A 15,745-nucleotide genomic window follows, 5' to 3' on the forward strand; every position below is an offset into this window, starting at 1 on the left:
TGCTCCGGCCGTTCGTCCCGGCCGCCTACTTCAGCCATCCGATCCGGACGCTGTTCTCGTCGCCCAGCCCCGGCGCACCGGCGTTGGCCAGGCCCTTGCGGATCGCGGTGATCTGGGGCCGCTGGTAGAGCGGCACCGAGTGGCCGAGCTCCCAGATCCTGGCGTCGGCCTCGTTGTACAGCGCGATCTGCTTCGAGATGTCCGTGGTCCGGGACGCCTCCACCATCAGCTTGTCCACCTCGGGCGAGGAGACCCGGCCGTAGTTGTTGAACGCGTTGTCGCCGTCCGGCTGCCGGTAGTCCCGGTACGAGCTGGAGCGGTAGATCCGGTCGACCTGGCGGAACTGCGTGAGGTCGTAGTTGCCCCGGTGGACGTACCGGTCGAAGTAGTCGTCGGCCGGCACCTTGCGCAGGTCGACCTTGATCCCGATCTCGCCGAGCATCTGCTGGGTGAGCTTGGCCTGGTCCTCGGCGAGGGGGACGGCGTCGGCGGGCATCACGTACTCCAGGACCAGCGGCTTGCCGTCCTTGGCCCGCGGCTTGCCCGCGCCCTCCTCCTTCCAGCCCGCCTCGTCCAGCAGCTTCTTCGCCCGCGCGACGTCCCGCCGGGCGAAGGCGCCCGCGTTGTCGCGGTAGCCCTCCTGGTTCGGCATGAACAAGTGGTTGTTCACCGCCTTGGGCCGGAACGGCATGTCCTTGCCCGCCACCGTCGCCAGCGCCTCGCGGTCCACGCCCAGCGACACGGCCTGGCGCGCCCGGACGTCCTGGAGCGGGCCCCGCGCGCCGTTCATGCTGAGCGTCACCTGGTCCCAGCGGGCGCCGATGCGGAAGTCGGTGTCCTTGTCGCCCTTCAGCCGCTGGTACGCCTCGGGGGTGGCGGCCGGGGCCTCGTCGATCTCCTTGTTGAGGTAGGCGTCGGTGCGGGCCCTGCTGTCCATCGCCCAGAAGATGTACTTGTCCAGCCTGGGCTTCTCGCCCCACCAATTGCCGTCGGGGACGAGGGTGATCGTCTTCGCGGTCTTGTCGTACGCGCCGACCTTCCAGGCGTTCCCGGTGACCGGGGCCTGGCCCGCCCAGCTCTTGTTGAAGCTGTCGGGGGTGGCGTTCAGGGAGGCCGGGAGCAGCGGGTCGAAGAGCATCTGCCAGTCGGCGAAGGGGGTGGCGAAGGTGACCCGCACCTCGTGCTCGTCCTTGCCCTGCTCGACCTTGGCGATCTGGTCGTAGCCGCTCGTGGACGCGACCTGGAAGGCCTTGTCCTTACCGCTCAGCGCCTTCCACTGGGCCTCGAAGTCGGCGACGCCGAGAGGCTTGCCGTCCGACCACTTGGCCTTGGGGTTGAGCTCGTACGACACCACCTGCGGGTCGGTGGAGACGACCTTCGCGGAGGCCAGGAAGTCCGGGTTGGAGTGCGGGACGCCCTTGGCGTCGAAGGTGAACAGGTCGGGCTCGACGAGGGCGGTGATCGCCGAGGCGTCGCCCTGGGTGCCGTCCGTCTGGTTGGGGTTGTACTGGTTGATCCACTGCTGGATCGCGACCTTGTAGGTGCCGCCCTGCCGGAGGTCGTTCACCGGGTGCGGGTTGAGGTCCTGGGCGCCGGCCGCCGGAGCCGTCCCGCCTCCGGCCCCGTCCTCCGAGGAGCCGTCCGAGCCACCGCCGCAGGCCGTCACCACCAGGGCGGCGGAGATCGTCACGGCGGCGAGTGCGGTGGCTCTGAGGGGCCTTCTCATGGCGGGTTTTCCTCTCCTCGTGGGCGGACGGCCCGGCCACCGTAAGCACGTACGTGCTGCCTCAACAGGCCTGTACGGTCAAGCGTTTACATCATTTATCACATGCGAAACACAGTCGAAACGAAAAGATACTGAACGGTAGGTTCCGCCGGATAGTGTCAGCCACCGTGCTCGCCTATCTGACGAAACGGCTCGGCTATTACGCGGTGCTCCTGGCCGTGGCCGTCTTCCTGTCGTACGTGCTCTCGTCGCTGGCGCTCTCCCCGCGCGGCTACTTCGAGGGCCGCCAGCCCCCGCCGCCCGCCGCGTCGGTGGAGGCGCAGCTGACCGCGCTCGGGATCAACGACCACACCCCGCTGCTGGAACGCTTCGCCACCTGGGCCTCGCACGCCGTGCGCGGCGACTTCGGGCGGACCATCGACAGCAGCAGCGTGGACGAGGAGTTCGGCCGCCGCATCGGCGTCAGCCTGCGGCTGCTCCTCGCGGGCACCCTGCTCGGCACGGTGGCGGGCATCCTCGCGGGCGCCTGGGGCGCACTCCGGCAGTACCGTTTCTCCGACCGCGCCGTCACCGTCTTCGCCTTCCTGCTGCTGTCCACGCCCACCTTCCTCCTCGCCGTCCTGCTCAAGCTCGGCGCGATGAAGGCCAACCAGGCCGCCGGCACCGAACTGATCTCCTTCACCGGCGAGAAGACCCCGGGCCTCACCGGCGGAGCCGCCACCCTCCTCGGTGACCGCGCCGCCCACCTCCTGCTGCCGACCCTCTCCATCGCGCTCGGCACCGCCGCCGCGTACAGCCGCTACCAGCGCGGCACCATGCTCGACGTCCTCGGCTCGGACTTCCTGCGCACCGCCCGCGCCAAGGGCCTCACCCACCGCAGGGCCGTCCTCACCCACGGCCTGCGCACCGCGCTCGTGCCCATGTCCACCTTCTTCGCCTACGGGTTCCTCGCCCTCTTCACCGGAGCGGCCTTCACCGAGAAGATCTTCGGCTGGCACGGCATGGGCTCCTGGTTCATCGACGCCATCGGCAAGAGCGACGTCAACTCCGTCGTCGCGGTGAACGTGTTCGCCGCCGTCATGGTGCTGCTCTCCGGCTTCCTGGCCGACGTCCTCCACGCCGCGCTCGACCCGCGCGTCCGCACCAGCTGATCCCGACGAGCGAGGCACACCACCATGACCACCACCGCCACCCCGGCCGCCACCCCGCCCCTCCCCGGGCCCGCGGCCGCAGCGCCCGCCGCGCGCGGGCGGGGCCGCGTCGCCCTGCGCCGCTTCGCCGCCAGCCGCAACGCCGTCGCCGGTGCCACCGTCCTGCTGCTGCTCTTCCTGCTCGCCTTCGCGGGCCCCTACCTCACCCACTGGAACCACACCGACATCGACTACGGGGCGCTGCGCGAGGCGCCGTCCGCCGACCACTGGTGGGGCACCAACCGCATCGGCCAGGACGTGTACGCCCAAGTCCTCCACGGGCTGCAGAAGTCCCTGCTGATCGGGCTGCTCACCGCCCTGACCGCCACCGTCCTCGCCTCCGTCGTCGGGGCCTGCGCGGGCTACTTCGGCGGCTGGGCCGACCGGATCATCACCTTCTTCATCGACCTCCTCCTCGTCTTCCCCGCCTTCCTGATCATCGCCATCGTCTCGCCCCGGCTGCGCGACAGCGGCTGGATCGTCTTCGTCGCGCTCCTCGCCGTCTTCGGCTGGATGATCACCGCGCGCGTGGTGCGGTCCATGACGCGCTCCCTCAAGGAACGCGAATTCGTGCGCGCCGCCCAGCTCATGGGCGTCCACCCGCTGCGCATCATCGTGCGCCACATCCTCCCCAACGTTTCCTCCTTCCTCATCGTCGACGCGACCATCGCCGTCGGCGGCGCCGTCATGAGCGAGACCGGCCTGTCCTACTTCGGCTTCGGCGTGCAGCCCCCCGACGTCTCCCTCGGCACCCTCATCGCCGACGGCGCCGACGCCGCCCTCACCTACCCGTGGATGTTCTTCTTCGCCGCCGGGCTCCTCGTGGTCTTCGTCCTCGCCGTCAACTTCCTCGGCGACGGCCTGCGCGACGCCCTCGACCCCACCTCGGGCCACCACCGCACCAGGCGCCGCCCGCGCCGGAAGGGAACCACCCATGACCGCGCCGCCCGCTGACGCGGCCCCTCCGGCCCGTACGGACACCGCCGCCCTCGCCGTACGCGACCTGCACGTCGCCTTCGACGGGCCCGGAGGCCCCGTGCCCGCCGTCCGCGGCGTCGGCCTCACCCTGCACCGCGGCGAAGTCCTCGGCCTCGTCGGCGAGTCCGGCTCCGGCAAGTCCACCGTCGCCCTCGCCGCCATGGGACTGCTGCCCCGCACCGCGCGCGTCCGCGGCTCCGTCCTGGCCGGCGGCACCGAGATGCTCGGTGCGGGGGAGAAGGAGCTGTCCCGGCTCCGCGGCCGGCGCATCGCGATGGTCTTCCAGGACCCGCTCTCCGCGCTCACCCCCGTCCACCGCGTCGGCGACCAGATCGCCGAGGCCGTCCGCATCCACCAGGGCACCGGCCGCGAGCACGCCCGGCGCCGCGCCGTCGAACTCCTCGACCTCGTCGGCATCCCCGACCCCGCCCGGCGCGCCCGCGCCTACCCCCACGAGTTCTCCGGCGGCATGCGCCAGCGCGCGATGATCGCCATGGCCGTCGCCAACGACCCCGACGTCCTCCTCGCCGACGAGCCCACCACCGCCCTCGACGTCACCGTCCAGGCCCAGATCCTCGACGTCCTGCGCACCGCGCAGCGCGAGACCGGCGCCGCCCTGCTGCTCGTCAGCCACGACCTCGGCGTCATCGCCGGCATGGCCGACCGGGTCGCCGTCATGTACGCGGGGCGCGTCGTCGAGAACGCGCCCGCGGACGAGCTGTTCGCCGCGCCCCGCATGCCGTACACCATCGGGCTGCTCGGCGCCGTGCCCCGCCCCGACACAGGCGGGCGCCCGCTGACCCCCGTCCCCGGGTCACCGCCCGACCTGCGGCTGCTCACCGGCGGCTGCCCCTTCGCGCCGCGCTGCCCGCTCGCGGACGACGCCTGCGCCGCGGACGAGCCCGCGCTCACCGGCTCCGGCGGGCACGTCGCCGCCTGCGTGAAGACACCCGGCCCTGAGCTGTACCCGGTGCCGGAAACCGCACCCCCTGCCCCTGCGGGCGCGCCCCGGAGCGAACTGCCGCCCGTCCTGCGGGTCCAGGGGCTCGCCAAGACCTTCCCCGTCTTCAAGGGCAGCGCCTTCCGCCGCCGCGTCGGCAGCGTGTACGCCGTCGACGGCGTCGACCTCGACATCCGGCGGGGCGAGACCCTCGGCCTCGTCGGCGAGTCCGGCTCCGGCAAGTCCACCGCCCTGATGGAGATCCTGCGCCTCGCCGCGCCCGAGGCCGGGGAGATCGAGGTCCTCGGCCGGCCCGTCGCCGGGCTCACCAAGCGCGAGGCCCACGCCCTGCGCGGCTCCGTGCAGATCGTCTTCCAGGACCCCATGGCCAGCCTCGACCCCCGCATGCCGGTCGGCGAGATCGTCGCAGAACCCCTGCGGGCCCAGGGCCGCGGCCGGGCGGACATCGCCGGCCGCGTCCCGCGGCTGCTGGAACTCGTCGGCCTGGAGGCCGGGCACGCGGACCGCTTCCCGCACGAGTTCTCCGGCGGGCAGCGGCAGCGGATCGGCATCGCGCGGGCGCTCGCCGTCGAACCCGAGCTGCTCGTCCTCGACGAGCCGGTGTCCGCGCTGGACGTGTCCGTCCAGGCCGGCGTCCTCAACCTGCTGCAGCGCCTCAAGCGCGAACTCGGTCTCGCCTACCTGTTCGTCTCCCACGACCTGGCCGTCGTGCGGCACATCGCGGACCGGGTGAGCGTCATGTACCTGGGCCGCACCGTGGAAACCGGCCCCGTCGAGGACGTCTTCGCCCGGCCCCGGCACCCGTACACGCAGGCGCTGCTGTCGGCCGTGCCGGTGCCGGATCCCTCGCGGGAGCGCGCCCGCGAACGGATCCTGCTGGCGGGCGACCCGCCGAGCCCCGTCGTCCGGGACGAAGGGTGCCGGTTCCGGGGGCGGTGCGCGGTGTACGCGGGGCTGGGCGCGGAGGCCGCGGCCCGGTGCGAGGAGGTGCGGCCCGCCGCGCGGGAATTCGGGGAGGGGCACGTGGCGGCGTGCCACTTCGCCGACAGGTAGCGGCCGGGGCTGCGGGTCAGTGCGCCGAGCCCGACAGCTGCAGGCCCATCACTCCCAGGATCACCAGGCCGATCGACACCAGCTTCAGCGTCGAGACCAGGTCGCCCAGGAAGACCATGCCGTAGATCGCCGTCCCGGCCGCGCCGATGCCCGTCCACACCGCGTAGGCCGGGCCGACGTCCAGCTTCTTCAGCGAGAGCGTCAGCAGGCCGAAGCTGCCGAGCGCGAAGCACGCGAACGCGATCGTCGGCCAGAGCCGGGTGAAGCCGTGGGAGAGCTTGAGACAGACCGCGAAGCCGGTCTCCAGCAGTCCGGCGACCACGACCAGCAGCCACGCCATCAGTTTGCCTCCCGCATCTCGGTGACCGCTGTCCGTCCCGGTGTGCTCGATGTGCTTGATGCCCTTGCCACTGACGGTCACTCGCAAACGTAGGCGATCAATCGCCTTCGCGCCGCTCCCGGGTGGAGAGCAGCCGCCGCAGCGAGTACAGCCGCTGCGGATCGGCGTGGCCGTCGGCCACCCACGCGTCCAGCGCGCATTCCGGCTCGTCGTGGCTGCAGGCGCGCGGGCAGCCCTCCGTGCCCGGCTCCAGGTCGGGGAAGGCGTGGATGACGCGCGAAGGGTCGATGTGGTTCAGCCCGAAGGAGCGCACGCCCGGGGTGTCGATGACCCAGCCCGCGCTGTCCGGCAGGGGCAGGGCCAGCGCGGACGTGGTGGTGTGCCGGCCGCGGCCGGTGACGGCGTTGACGTGGCCGGTGGCCCGCTGCCGGTCCGGCACGAGCGCGTTGACCAGGGTCGTCTTGCCGACGCCGGAGTGCCCGACGAAGGCGGTGATCCGGTCCTCCAGCTCCGCGCGGACCCGGTCGGCCGCCCCGCCGTCCGCGAGCTCCTCGCGGCTGGTGACCACGTAGCGCACGCCCAGCGCGCCGTACGACTCCAGGAGCTCGTCCGGCGGGGCGAGGTCCGACTTCGTCAGGACGAGCAGCGGCTCCAGGCCCGCGTCGAACGCCGCGACGAGGCAGCGGTCGATGAGCCGGGGCCGCGGCTCGGGGTCGGCGAGGGCGGTGACGATCGCGAGCTGGTCGGCGTTGGCGACGACGACGCGCTCGAAGGGATCGTCGTCGTCGGCGGTGCGGCGCAGCACCGACGAGCGCTCCTCGACGCGCACGATGCGCGCGAGGGTGTCCTTGGCACCGCTGAGGTCCCCGACGACCGCGACCCGGTCACCGACCACGACGCCCTTGCGGCCCAGCTCGCGGGCCTTCATCGCCATCACGATCCGGTCCTCGACGAGGCAGGTCAGCCGGCCGCGGTCGACGGTCAGGACGAAGCCCGCGCCGGCGTCCTCGTGCTTGGGGCGGATGCTGGTGCGGGGGCGGTTGCCCTTGCGGTTGGGGCGGACGCGGACGTCGTCCTCGTCGGGGTTCTTGCCGTAGCGGCGCATTGCTGTCTTTCCTGGCTTTCCCTGATCCCTCAGGCTCTCGGCGCCGCCGCCGCCCCCGCGACGGTGCCCAGCATCCCGGTCCACAGCTCCGGGAAGTCGGGCAGGGTCTTGGCGGTGGTCGCGACGTTCTCCACCCGGACGCCGTCGACGGCCAGGCCGATCACGGCGGCCGCGGTGGCGAGCCGGTGGTCCTCGTACGTGTGGAAGACGCCGCCGTGCAGCGTGCGCGGACGGATGCGCAGCCCGTCCTCGGTCTCGGTGACATCGCCGCCGAGCTCGTTGATCTCCTTGGCCAGCGCGGCCAGCCGGTCCGTCTCGTGCAGCCGCAGGTGGGCGATGCCGCGCAGGACCGACTCGGAGTCGGCGAGCGCCGCGACGGCGGCGATCACCGGGGTGAGCTCGCCGACCTCGTGCAGATCGGCGTCGATGCCCGTGATGCGGCCGGTGCCGGTGAAGGTCAGGCCGGCCTCGGTCAGCTCGCAGGAGCCGCCCATGGCCGTGAAGATCTCCCGCAGGGCGTCGCCGGGCTGGGTGGTGCGCTCCGGCCAGTCGGGGATGGTGACCCGGCCGCCGGTGATCAGGGCGGCGGCGAGGAACGGCGCCGCGTTGGACAGGTCCGGCTCGACGACGACGTCGCGGCCGAGCAGGGCGCTGGGGGAGACCCGCCACACGTTCGGCTCGCCGCCGGACTCGGGGGTGTCCACCTGCGCGCCCGCCTGGCGCAGCATGTCGACCGTCATCCGGATGTGCGGCATCGACGGCAGGACGGAGCCGACGTGGCGGACCTCGACGCCCTGGTTGAAGCGCGGGCCGGACAGCAGCAGGGCGCTCACGAACTGCGAGGACGACGAGGCGTCGATCTCGACGGTGCCGCCCTCCAGGGCGCCGCCGCCGTGCACGGTCAGCGGCAGGGCCCCGCGCTCGTTGTCGTCTATGCGGGCGCCCAGGGCGCGCAGCGCGTCGATCACGCCGTGCAGGGGGCGCTCGTAGCTGCGCGGGTCGCCGTCGAAGCGGATCGGGCCGTCGGCGAGCGTCGCCACGGGCGGCAGGAAGCGCATCACGGTGCCGGCGTTGCCGACGTCGACGGTGGCGGGGCCGCGCAGCCGCGCCGGGATCACCCGCCACGCCTCGCCGGAACCGCCCGCGGCCTCCGCACCGGCGGAACCGGCGGAGCTGGAGGAGACGGTCTCCTCGATGCCGACGCCCATGGCGCGCAGCGCCTCGGCCATCAGCAGGGTGTCACGGGACCGCAGGGGACGGCGCAGCCAGCCGGGCTCGGAGGCGAGCGCGGCCAGCACCAGGGCGCGGTTGGTGACCGACTTAGAACCGGGCACGGTCACGGTCGCGTCGACCGCCCCCGTGGCGAGAGGGGCGGGCCAGAGGTCGGAGTGCGCGGGGTTCTCGGTCATGCCTTTACCTTACTGACGTTCTCCCCGTGGTTCCGTCTCCGAAGTGCTCAGGCCTGAGGTCCGGAGCCGTGCCCCGTCAGGCCGGGCGCCCCGCGTCCGTCACAGGCCGAGCAGCCAGCGTCCGCCGCCCGTCAGCGCGCACAGCGAGATCACATGGAAGAAAACCAGCCACACCACGGCGGGCAGGTTGGTGAGCCGGGCGAGCTGGTCGGCATCCGAGTCGGGGGTGCCCCCGTAGCGCCGCTTGGCCTGCAGTTCGAACGCCGGCCGGACCCCGCCGAGCAGCAGGAACCACACCACCCCGTACGCGAACAGCGCCTGCACCGCCGGCCCCGCCAGCCAGGAGACCAGGACGAACAGGGAGCCGGAGAGCACCACCGTCAGCACCCCGTACGCGTTCCGGATCATCAGCAGCATCGCGGCCAGCAGCGCCGTCGCGACCCACAGCAGCGCCGTGATGTGACCGGCGGCCAGCAGCCAGGCGCCGCCGAGGCCCAGCAGAGAGGCCGCCGGGTAGCCCGCCGCGGCGGTGAGGATCATGCCGAGGCCGGTGGGCTTGCCGCGCGACACGGTCAGCCCGGAGGTGTCCGAGTGCAGCCGGATGCCCTCCAGCCGCCGTCCGGCCAGCAGGGCCACCAGCCCGTGGCCGCCCTCGTGGGCGATGGTGACGGCGTTGCGGGTCACCAGCCACATGCCGCGCGGGGCCACGGCCGCGAGCGCGACGAGCCCGGTGGCGGCCACGAGCCACACGGAGGGCGCGGGCTGGGTCCCCACCACGCGGTCCCACAGGGCGGTGGCTTCGGTGCTGTCCATTTGTGCGCGGCTCCTCGTGGGTCCGTGGCAGGGTGGCCAATATGTGTGGTCGATATGCGGCGAGCCGTAAGCCCGAGGATCTCGTGGGGCTCTTCGGCGTCGAGAAGTGGGAGCCGTCCGAGGCCCTCGCCCCGGACTGGAACGTGGCCCCGACGAAGAGCGTGTACGCGGTGCTCGAGCGTCCACTGAAAGACGCAGCAGACCGGCGTCCGGTTCGCCAGCTGCGGCCGCTGCGCTGGGGACTCGTGCCGTCGTGGGCGAAGTCCCCCGAGGGCGCGGCCAAGATGATCAATGCCCGTGCGGAGACCGTCCACGAGAAGCCGTCCTACCGCAGGGCCTTCGAGGCGCGCCGCTGCCTCATACCCGCCGACGGCTATTACGAGTGGGTCACCGGCGCGGCCGAGCGCGAGCTGGAGGAGAAGGGCCGCAAGAAGCGCCCGCGCAAGCAGCCCTATTTCGTCACCCCGGCCGACGGGTCGGTCATGGCCATGGCCGGACTGTACGAGTTCTGGCGCGATCCCACGCTGCCGCCCGACCACCCGCAGGCCTGGTGGGCCACCTGCACCGTGCTCACGACGGAGGCCGAGGCCGAGCCCTTCGCCCGGCCGGAAGAAGGAGCCACGCCTCCGGAGGGCGGGCCGCGCTCCCTGGCGGAGATCCATCCCCGGATGCCGCTCGTGCTGCCGCCGGACCGGTGGGCGGCCTGGCTGGACCCGGCCCGGACCGGCACCGAGGAGCTGCGCGGCCTGCTGACTCCGCCGCCCGCCGGGTCCGTCCGCGCCTACCCGGTCACGACGGCGGTCAGCGACGTGCGCAACAACGGCCCCGAGCTGGTGAAGGAGCTGGAGGCGCCGGAGGAGTCGACGCTGTTCTAGCGCGCCCCCTCTCGGCGCACCGCTTGTTCCGGGGCGCCGTGGACGAAGATGGACGGGTGATCGAGACCGTTCCCACCCCCGCGGGCGACGCCCGCATCCACTGGTACCCGGCTCCCGCGCCCCGCCTCGTGCTCGCCCTCGGCCACGGCGCCGGCGGCGGCATCGAGGCCCGCGACCTGCGGGCCCTCGCCGCCGCACTGCCCGCGCGCGGCGTCACCGTCGCCCTGGTGGAGCAGCCCTGGCGCGTCGCCGGCAAGAAGGTCGCCCCGGCGCCGAAGACGCTGGACGCGGCGTGGACCGCGCTGTGGCCGGCGTTGCAGCAGCCCGGACTGCCGGTCGTGGCCGGCGGCCGCAGCGCGGGCGCCCGCGTCGCCTGCCGCACGGCGGCCGGCCTCGGTGCCGTCGCCGTGCTGGCCCTGAGCTTCCCGCTCCACCCGCCGGGCAAGCCGGAGAAGTCGCGCGCGGAGGAGCTCACCGGCGCGGGCCTGCCCGCCCTCGTCGTGCAGGGGGCGAAGGACCCGTTCGGCCGTCCCGAGGAGTTCCCGTCCGGCACGCGCCTGGTGGCGGTGCCCTCCGGTGACCACGGATTCGCCGTACCGAAGAAGGCGGACACCGGTCAGGAAGAGGCGCTGGCCGGGCTCACCGAGGCCGTTGCCGGCTGGCTGGACGAAATCGGAAGGTGAAACTCCGGAAGAGCCGTTGAATTCCGGAGGATTGCGGGAATGCGGCGTGCCCCGGCGATGTTGTGCCAGTCGTCATCCGCTACTGGCCCGCACCGAGGAATGGGAGCTCGCCGCATGGCTTCGCTCACGTGCCCGTCCCGCCCGCAGACCGCTGACCTGGGATGGTCCGCACTGCATGTGGCGCAGCCCGCCCCGGCTGGAGCGGCGGACGGGCGGGGTCGTCGTCTATTCTCCGATTCGAGCGGGTCCGCATCCGGTCCTGCCGTCGTGTTGGAGGAGGTGGGTCCGGTCACTGGGGCCGACGAGGGGACCGAAGACACCGGGGCCACGGGCATGAGCGCCACCGAAAACGCCGCGAACGCCGCGCGAACCGCTGCGGGGAATGCCGCCGCGGCGAACGCCGCCGCCGAAAACGCGCGGAGCGCGAAGAACGGCGCGGAGAATGCGGAGAACGCGGGAAAGACGGAGAGCGCCGCCGAGCGGAATGCCAGGTTCGAGCGGGACGCGCTCACCTTCCTCGACCAGATGTACTCGGCCGCCCTGCGGATGACGCGGAACCCCGCCGACGCGGAGGACCTGGTGCAGGAGACCTACGCCAAGGCGTACGCGTCCTTCCACCAGTTCCGCGACGGCACGAACCTCAAGGCGTGGCTGTACCGCATTCTGACCAACACCTTCATCAACTCCTACCGCAAGAAGCAGCGCGAGCCGCTGCGCAGCGCGTCGGAGGAGATCGAGGACTGGCAGCTGGCCCGCGCCGAGTCGCACATGTCGACCGGCCTGCGGTCCGCCGAGTCCCAGGCCCTGGACCACCTTCCGGACTCCGATGTCAAGGAGGCCCTCCAGGCCATCCCCGAGGAATTCCGGATAGCGGTCTACCTCGCGGACGTCGAGGGCTTTGCCTACAAGGAGATCGCGGACATCATGGGTACGCCCATCGGCACGGTCATGTCCCGGCTCCACCGGGGCCGCCGCCAGCTGCGCGGAATGCTGGAGGACTACGCCCGTGAGCGGGGTCTCGTCCCGGCCGGGGCGGCCCCTGCTGCGCCGAACGGCTCCGACGAGTCGCACAACCGGAAAGGCTCGGACTCATGAGCTGCGGAGACCCGCACGAGACGGACTGCTCCGAGGTCCTCGACCACCTCTACGAGTTCCTCGACCACGAGATGCCCGCCGGGGACTGCGCCAAGTTCGAGGTGCACATCGACGAGTGCTCCCCGTGCCTGGAGAAGTACGGCCTGGAACAGGCCGTGAAGAAGCTGGTCAAGCGCTGCTGCGGCCATGACGACGTGCCGGCCGACCTGCGCTCGAAGGTGATGGGCCGGATCGAGCTCATCCGCTCGGGGCAGTCGGTGCCCGAGCAGGACGCCCTGGCCGAGGCCCGGGCGGCGGAGGCCGCCGCCCGCGCGCAGAGCGCCCGGGCCGAGGGGAGCGCGGAGGGCACGCAGAGCGCCACCCGGGCCACCCGCAGCGCCTCGGGCGGCTCCACCCGGCCGGGCCCGCTGGGCGCCACGGCGCAGGAGTAGCCGCAGCGGCGGACCACGACCGCGGTCGCGGGGCGGCGGGCACCCATGCCGCCCCGCGGCGATAATCACCCGAAGGTGTGCATCTGGTCGGTTCGCGCGGGGCAATCCCTGAATGCGCCGTTCCCCGGCCTTGCCGGACCCTATTCTCCCCTTCCTGACGGCAAGCATGTCGCCACCTCACGGGACGGGGAGGACGCACCATGGGGGCACTACCGGCGGCAGCACGCGCCTGCGTCCTGGGCGCCGCCCTCGCCGCCGCCCTGTGCGCCGCCCCCGCCCTGCGGGCCGGCCCGGACGTCCCCTGGTGCGCAGTGGGCCTCCTGGCCGCCGTCTGTGCGGTCTGCGAGCGCCTGCCGCGCCGCACGCTGACCCTGCCCGTCCTGCTCGCCGGTGCGTTCCTGCTGCCGCCCGCCGCCGCGGGCCTCGTGGCCGTGCCGGGCGCGCTCGCCGGGCGGGCGGACCGGCGCCCCGCGTGGGTCCGGCGGCTGTGGCACGCAGCCCAGCTCTCCCTGGCCGCCTGCGCCGCCTCCCACGTCTTCGCCCTCACCGCTCCGGCCATGGCCACGGACGCCGGCCTCTCCCCGCTCGTCCCCGCGGACTTCCCGGCCGCCCTGCTGCCCGCCCTCGCCGCCGCCCTCGTCCTCTCGCTCGTCGCGGCCGTCCTCGACGGCGCCGTCCGGGTCGCCGCCGAGCGCCGCCGCCTCCGCGCCGCCTGGAGCGGCCTCCTGCTGCCCGGCCCGCTCCTGCCGGCGCTCGTGCACGGGCCCACCGGCCTGCTCACCGCGGCGCTGTGGCACAGCGCGTACGGACCGCCCGCGGCGCTGCTCGTCCTGCTGCCGATGTCCGTCTCCTCCTGGTTCCTGGACCGCTACGAGCGCGAGCGCGCCGCCCACCAGGCCACCATCCGGGCGCTGGTCCAGGCCGTCGACCTCAAGGACCGCTACACCCGCGGGCACAGCGAGCGCGTGGGGCGCGCCTCGGTGCTCATCGGCCGCGAGCTCGGCATGGCCGGCGAGCGGCTGGAGGCGCTGCGCTTCGCGGGCATCCTGCACGACGTCGGCAAACTCGGCGTCCCCACCCGGCTGTTGCGCAAGGACGGGCCGCTCACCCCGGAGGAGCGGCGGGTCATCGAGCTGCACCCGGAGTACGGGCACGAGATGGTGCGCGGCATCGGCTTCCTCGAAGAGGCCCGGGACGCGATCCTCCACCACCACGAGCGGCTCGACGGCAGCGGCTACCCGTACGGGCTGGCGGGTGCTCAGATCCCCTTCTTCGCCCGGATCGTCGCCGTCGCCGACGCCTTCGACGCCATGACCTCCACGCGCAGTTACAGCCGGGCCCGTCCCGTACCGGCCGCGCTGGCCGAGCTCCACCGCTGTGCGGGAAGCCAGTTCGACCCTCGCATGGTTGCCGCCCTGTCCACCGCCCTCGACCGTCACGGATGGCATTCGACAGTGACCTCGGACGCTACGGAGAGTGCAACTCCGCCCAGCGGAAACGTCCCTTCTTCCCGCCGGCCGGTCACCGGGGCCGGCCGCCCGGGAGGTGAGGGGTGACGGGGCGGTGCGACGGACTGCTGATACGGAGCGTGCACGGGGCGGCCGTGGCGCTCGCCCTGGCCGCCCTGGCCCGCACCGCCTGGCACGGCGTCTCCCAGCCCCGGGTCGCCCTCGCCTACGGCCTCCTCATCGCCGTCGGCGAGGCCGCCCGGCGCCGCCGCCCCACCTCCGGGCCCGGTGACCGCCAGACCGCGCCCGTGGGCGCCGCCGGGGCCCTCTCGTACGCGCTGCTCGGCGAGGTCGGCGGCCGGCCCACCGCCCACTGCGCCCCGCAGGTCGTCGCCGTGGTGCTCGCCGCCACCCTCGCCGGCGCGCTCGGCCGCCCGCCCACCCGCGACCACCTCGCCCGCCGGCTGCTCACCACCGCCTTCGCCGCCGTCTGCTTCCAGCCCCTGCACCACTCCGGCGCCCTCGAACGCTGGCCCGGCCACGGCCCCGCCTACGCCTTCGTCCTGCTCCTCGTGCTCGCCCTGACGGCCCTCTTCGACGCCGTCCTCGCCGCCGTCCTCACCCGCGCCCGCACGGGCGGCCCCTACGGCCCCGTCCTCCGCGACGAACTGCGCGCCCTCGCCGGCATCGGCACCGCGATCTGCGCCACCGGCGTCGTCATGGCCCTCGCCGTGGGCGTCGCCGGGCTGTGGGCCCTGCCGGTCTTCTGCCTGCCCCTGCTGCTCACCCAGCTCTCCTTCCACCGCTACACCGCCGTACGGGCCACGTACCACCAGACCATCGCCTCCCTGGCCCGCTCCACGGAGATCGCCGGCCACACCCCGGCCGGGCACGCCCGCCGCGTCGCCGCCCTCAGCCGGGCCACCGGACGCGAGCTCGGCCTGTCCGAGGGCCGCCTCACCGTTCTGGAGTACGCCGCACTCATGCACGACATCGGCCAGCTCTCCCTCATCGACCCCGTGCCCGCCGGGGCCACCGAACCCCTGCCGCCCGAGCAGCGCCGCCGGATCGCCCTGCTCGGCGGGGCCGTCGTCCGCCGGACCGGGGTGCCCTCCGACGTCGCCGTCGTGGTGGAGCGCCAGGCCGATCCGTACCGCGAGCAGCCGCTCGCCGCCCGCATCGTGCGCACCGTCAACGCCTTCGAGGACCTCGTCGGCGAGGCCCGCTGCGGCCCGCTGTGCGCCCTGGAGCGGCTGCGGCTCGACACCGCCCGCGAGCACGACCCGCACGTGGTGGCCGCCCTCGCCAGGGTGCTGGCGCGCGGGGACCGTGAGCCCGGGCGGAGCGGGGGTAAGAGTCCGGTCAAAGCGGGAGTACCGCGCTGAACCCACGGGTAATGAGCGGGCGTCCAAAGGGGCATGGTTGGATGCGAAGAGGAGAGCAGTAAGAGGAGAGCGGAAGGAAGAAGGCGGGAAACCGCGGAGACGACGGGGGGCGTCGGGCCCGCCGCCTCCGGCACGGAGGCGTGACGGGCGCGACTTCCCGGAGCGAGTGAGATGTGGCAGGTTGTCGTCAGGGAGGACGGCGGCCTTCACCTGGGACATCCGGCGTGGTCGCACGCAGAAACCGGCAGGCGGG

Annotated in this window: 14 protein-coding genes; 9 read left to right on the forward strand and 5 right to left on the reverse strand. The window is 73.3% G+C overall.

Annotated features, from left to right (window positions below; genetic code table 11):
- Positions 1-25: 25 nt before the first annotated feature.
- Positions 26-1,726 carry an ABC transporter family substrate-binding protein gene (locus ACFZCD_RS11780; RefSeq protein WP_391829667.1) on the reverse strand — a complete coding sequence of 567 codons (1,701 nt, stop codon included), beginning with the start codon at positions 1,724-1,726 and terminating at the stop codon, positions 26-28.
- Between the two features lie 167 nt (positions 1,727-1,893).
- Here ACFZCD_RS11780 and ACFZCD_RS11785 point away from each other — a divergent pair, with 167 nt between their 5' ends.
- The 3 genes from ACFZCD_RS11785 to ACFZCD_RS11795 are packed head-to-tail and all read left to right on the forward strand — an operon-like array spanning position 1,894 to position 5,908.
- Entirely contained in the window at positions 1,894-2,877 is a 984-nt protein-coding gene (locus ACFZCD_RS11785) for an ABC transporter permease (protein ID WP_391830345.1), read from the forward strand.
- A gap of 24 nt (positions 2,878-2,901) precedes the next feature.
- On the forward strand, positions 2,902-3,870 hold the full coding sequence (locus ACFZCD_RS11790; protein ID WP_391829668.1) for an ABC transporter permease: 969 nt from the start codon (positions 2,902-2,904) through the stop codon (positions 3,868-3,870).
- Positions 3,851-5,908, forward strand: coding sequence for a dipeptide ABC transporter ATP-binding protein (locus tag ACFZCD_RS11795; RefSeq protein WP_391829669.1), 2,058 nt, complete (start codon positions 3,851-3,853; stop codon positions 5,906-5,908). Before ACFZCD_RS11790 ends, ACFZCD_RS11795 begins: the two co-directional genes overlap by 20 nt.
- A gap of 16 nt (positions 5,909-5,924) precedes the next feature.
- Here ACFZCD_RS11795 and ACFZCD_RS11800 read toward each other — a convergent pair whose 3' ends face one another.
- The 4 genes from ACFZCD_RS11800 to ACFZCD_RS11815 all read right to left on the reverse strand — a co-directional run bounded on the left by ACFZCD_RS11800 (position 5,925) and on the right by ACFZCD_RS11815 (position 9,575).
- On the reverse strand, positions 5,925-6,248 hold the full coding sequence (locus tag ACFZCD_RS11800; protein WP_030366234.1) for a multidrug efflux SMR transporter: 324 nt from the start codon (positions 6,246-6,248) through the stop codon (positions 5,925-5,927).
- A 97-nt stretch (positions 6,249-6,345) separates the two neighbouring features.
- On the reverse strand, positions 6,346-7,353 hold the full coding sequence (gene rsgA / locus ACFZCD_RS11805; protein ID WP_391829670.1) for a ribosome small subunit-dependent GTPase A: 1,008 nt from the start codon (positions 7,351-7,353) through the stop codon (positions 6,346-6,348).
- Between the two features lie 29 nt (positions 7,354-7,382).
- Positions 7,383-8,762 (reverse strand): 3-phosphoshikimate 1-carboxyvinyltransferase, encoded by a 1,380-nt coding sequence (gene aroA, locus ACFZCD_RS11810; protein ID WP_391829671.1) that lies wholly within the window; start codon positions 8,760-8,762, stop codon positions 7,383-7,385.
- Positions 8,763-8,861: 99 nt separating this feature from the next.
- On the reverse strand, positions 8,862-9,575 hold the full coding sequence (locus ACFZCD_RS11815; protein ID WP_391829672.1) for a M50 family metallopeptidase: 714 nt from the start codon (positions 9,573-9,575) through the stop codon (positions 8,862-8,864).
- A 41-nt stretch (positions 9,576-9,616) separates the two neighbouring features.
- On the opposite strand from ACFZCD_RS11815, the gene ACFZCD_RS11820 reads away from it, so the two are divergent.
- The 6 genes from ACFZCD_RS11820 to ACFZCD_RS11845 all read left to right on the forward strand — a co-directional run bounded on the left by ACFZCD_RS11820 (position 9,617) and on the right by ACFZCD_RS11845 (position 15,492).
- Positions 9,617-10,450, forward strand: a complete 834-nt coding sequence (locus ACFZCD_RS11820; protein WP_391829673.1) for an SOS response-associated peptidase — start codon at positions 9,617-9,619, stop codon at positions 10,448-10,450.
- A gap of 56 nt (positions 10,451-10,506) precedes the next feature.
- Complete coding sequence (locus ACFZCD_RS11825) at positions 10,507-11,133, forward strand: alpha/beta family hydrolase (RefSeq protein ID WP_391829674.1); 627 nt, start codon at positions 10,507-10,509, stop codon at positions 11,131-11,133.
- Between the two features lie 114 nt (positions 11,134-11,247).
- The gene (locus ACFZCD_RS11830; RefSeq protein ID WP_391829675.1) at positions 11,248-12,228 is read left to right on the forward strand and encodes a sigma-70 family RNA polymerase sigma factor; all 981 of its coding nucleotides are present in this window, start codon (positions 11,248-11,250) and stop codon (positions 12,226-12,228) included.
- Positions 12,225-12,659: a mycothiol system anti-sigma-R factor gene (gene rsrA, locus ACFZCD_RS11835; protein ID WP_391829676.1), complete on the forward strand. Its 435-nt coding sequence runs from the start codon at positions 12,225-12,227 to the stop codon at positions 12,657-12,659. The genes ACFZCD_RS11830 and rsrA overlap by 4 nt, the downstream gene beginning before the upstream one ends.
- A gap of 200 nt (positions 12,660-12,859) precedes the next feature.
- On the forward strand, positions 12,860-14,215 hold the full coding sequence (locus ACFZCD_RS11840) for an HD-GYP domain-containing protein (protein ID WP_391829677.1): 1,356 nt from the start codon (positions 12,860-12,862) through the stop codon (positions 14,213-14,215).
- A gap of 32 nt (positions 14,216-14,247) precedes the next feature.
- Positions 14,248-15,492, forward strand: coding sequence for an HD-GYP domain-containing protein (locus tag ACFZCD_RS11845; RefSeq protein ID WP_391829678.1), 1,245 nt, complete (start codon positions 14,248-14,250; stop codon positions 15,490-15,492).
- Positions 15,493-15,745 lie beyond the last annotated feature (253 nt).

The organism is Streptomyces sp. NPDC008001 (genome assembly GCF_042958085.1).
Classification (GTDB): Bacteria; Actinomycetota; Actinomycetes; order Streptomycetales; family Streptomycetaceae; genus Streptomyces.

What these genes read in the sequence shown, in the direction of transcription:
- ACFZCD_RS11820 (WP_391829673.1), top strand. Translation starts at nt 9,617, where the DNA reads ATGTGTGGTCGATATGCGGCGAGCCGTAAGCCCGAGGATCTCGTGGGG.
- rsrA (WP_391829676.1), top strand. Translation starts at nt 12,225, where the DNA reads ATGAGCTGCGGAGACCCGCACGAGACGGACTGCTCCGAGGTCCTCGAC.
- ACFZCD_RS11830 (WP_391829675.1), top strand. Translation starts at nt 11,248, where the DNA reads ATGGCTTCGCTCACGTGCCCGTCCCGCCCGCAGACCGCTGACCTGGGA.
- ACFZCD_RS11815 (WP_391829672.1), bottom strand. Translation starts at nt 9,575, where the DNA reads ATGGACAGCACCGAAGCCACCGCCCTGTGGGACCGCGTGGTGGGGACC.
- ACFZCD_RS11790 (WP_391829668.1), top strand. Translation starts at nt 2,902, where the DNA reads ATGACCACCACCGCCACCCCGGCCGCCACCCCGCCCCTCCCCGGGCCC.
- ACFZCD_RS11780 (WP_391829667.1), bottom strand. Translation starts at nt 1,726, where the DNA reads ATGAGAAGGCCCCTCAGAGCCACCGCACTCGCCGCCGTGACGATCTCC.
- ACFZCD_RS11800 (WP_030366234.1), bottom strand. Translation starts at nt 6,248, where the DNA reads ATGGCGTGGCTGCTGGTCGTGGTCGCCGGACTGCTGGAGACCGGCTTC.
- ACFZCD_RS11795 (WP_391829669.1), top strand. Translation starts at nt 3,851, where the DNA reads ATGACCGCGCCGCCCGCTGACGCGGCCCCTCCGGCCCGTACGGACACC.
- aroA (WP_391829671.1), bottom strand. Translation starts at nt 8,762, where the DNA reads ATGACCGAGAACCCCGCGCACTCCGACCTCTGGCCCGCCCCTCTCGCC.
- ACFZCD_RS11840 (WP_391829677.1), top strand. Translation starts at nt 12,860, where the DNA reads ATGGGGGCACTACCGGCGGCAGCACGCGCCTGCGTCCTGGGCGCCGCC.
- rsgA (WP_391829670.1), bottom strand. Translation starts at nt 7,353, where the DNA reads ATGCGCCGCTACGGCAAGAACCCCGACGAGGACGACGTCCGCGTCCGC.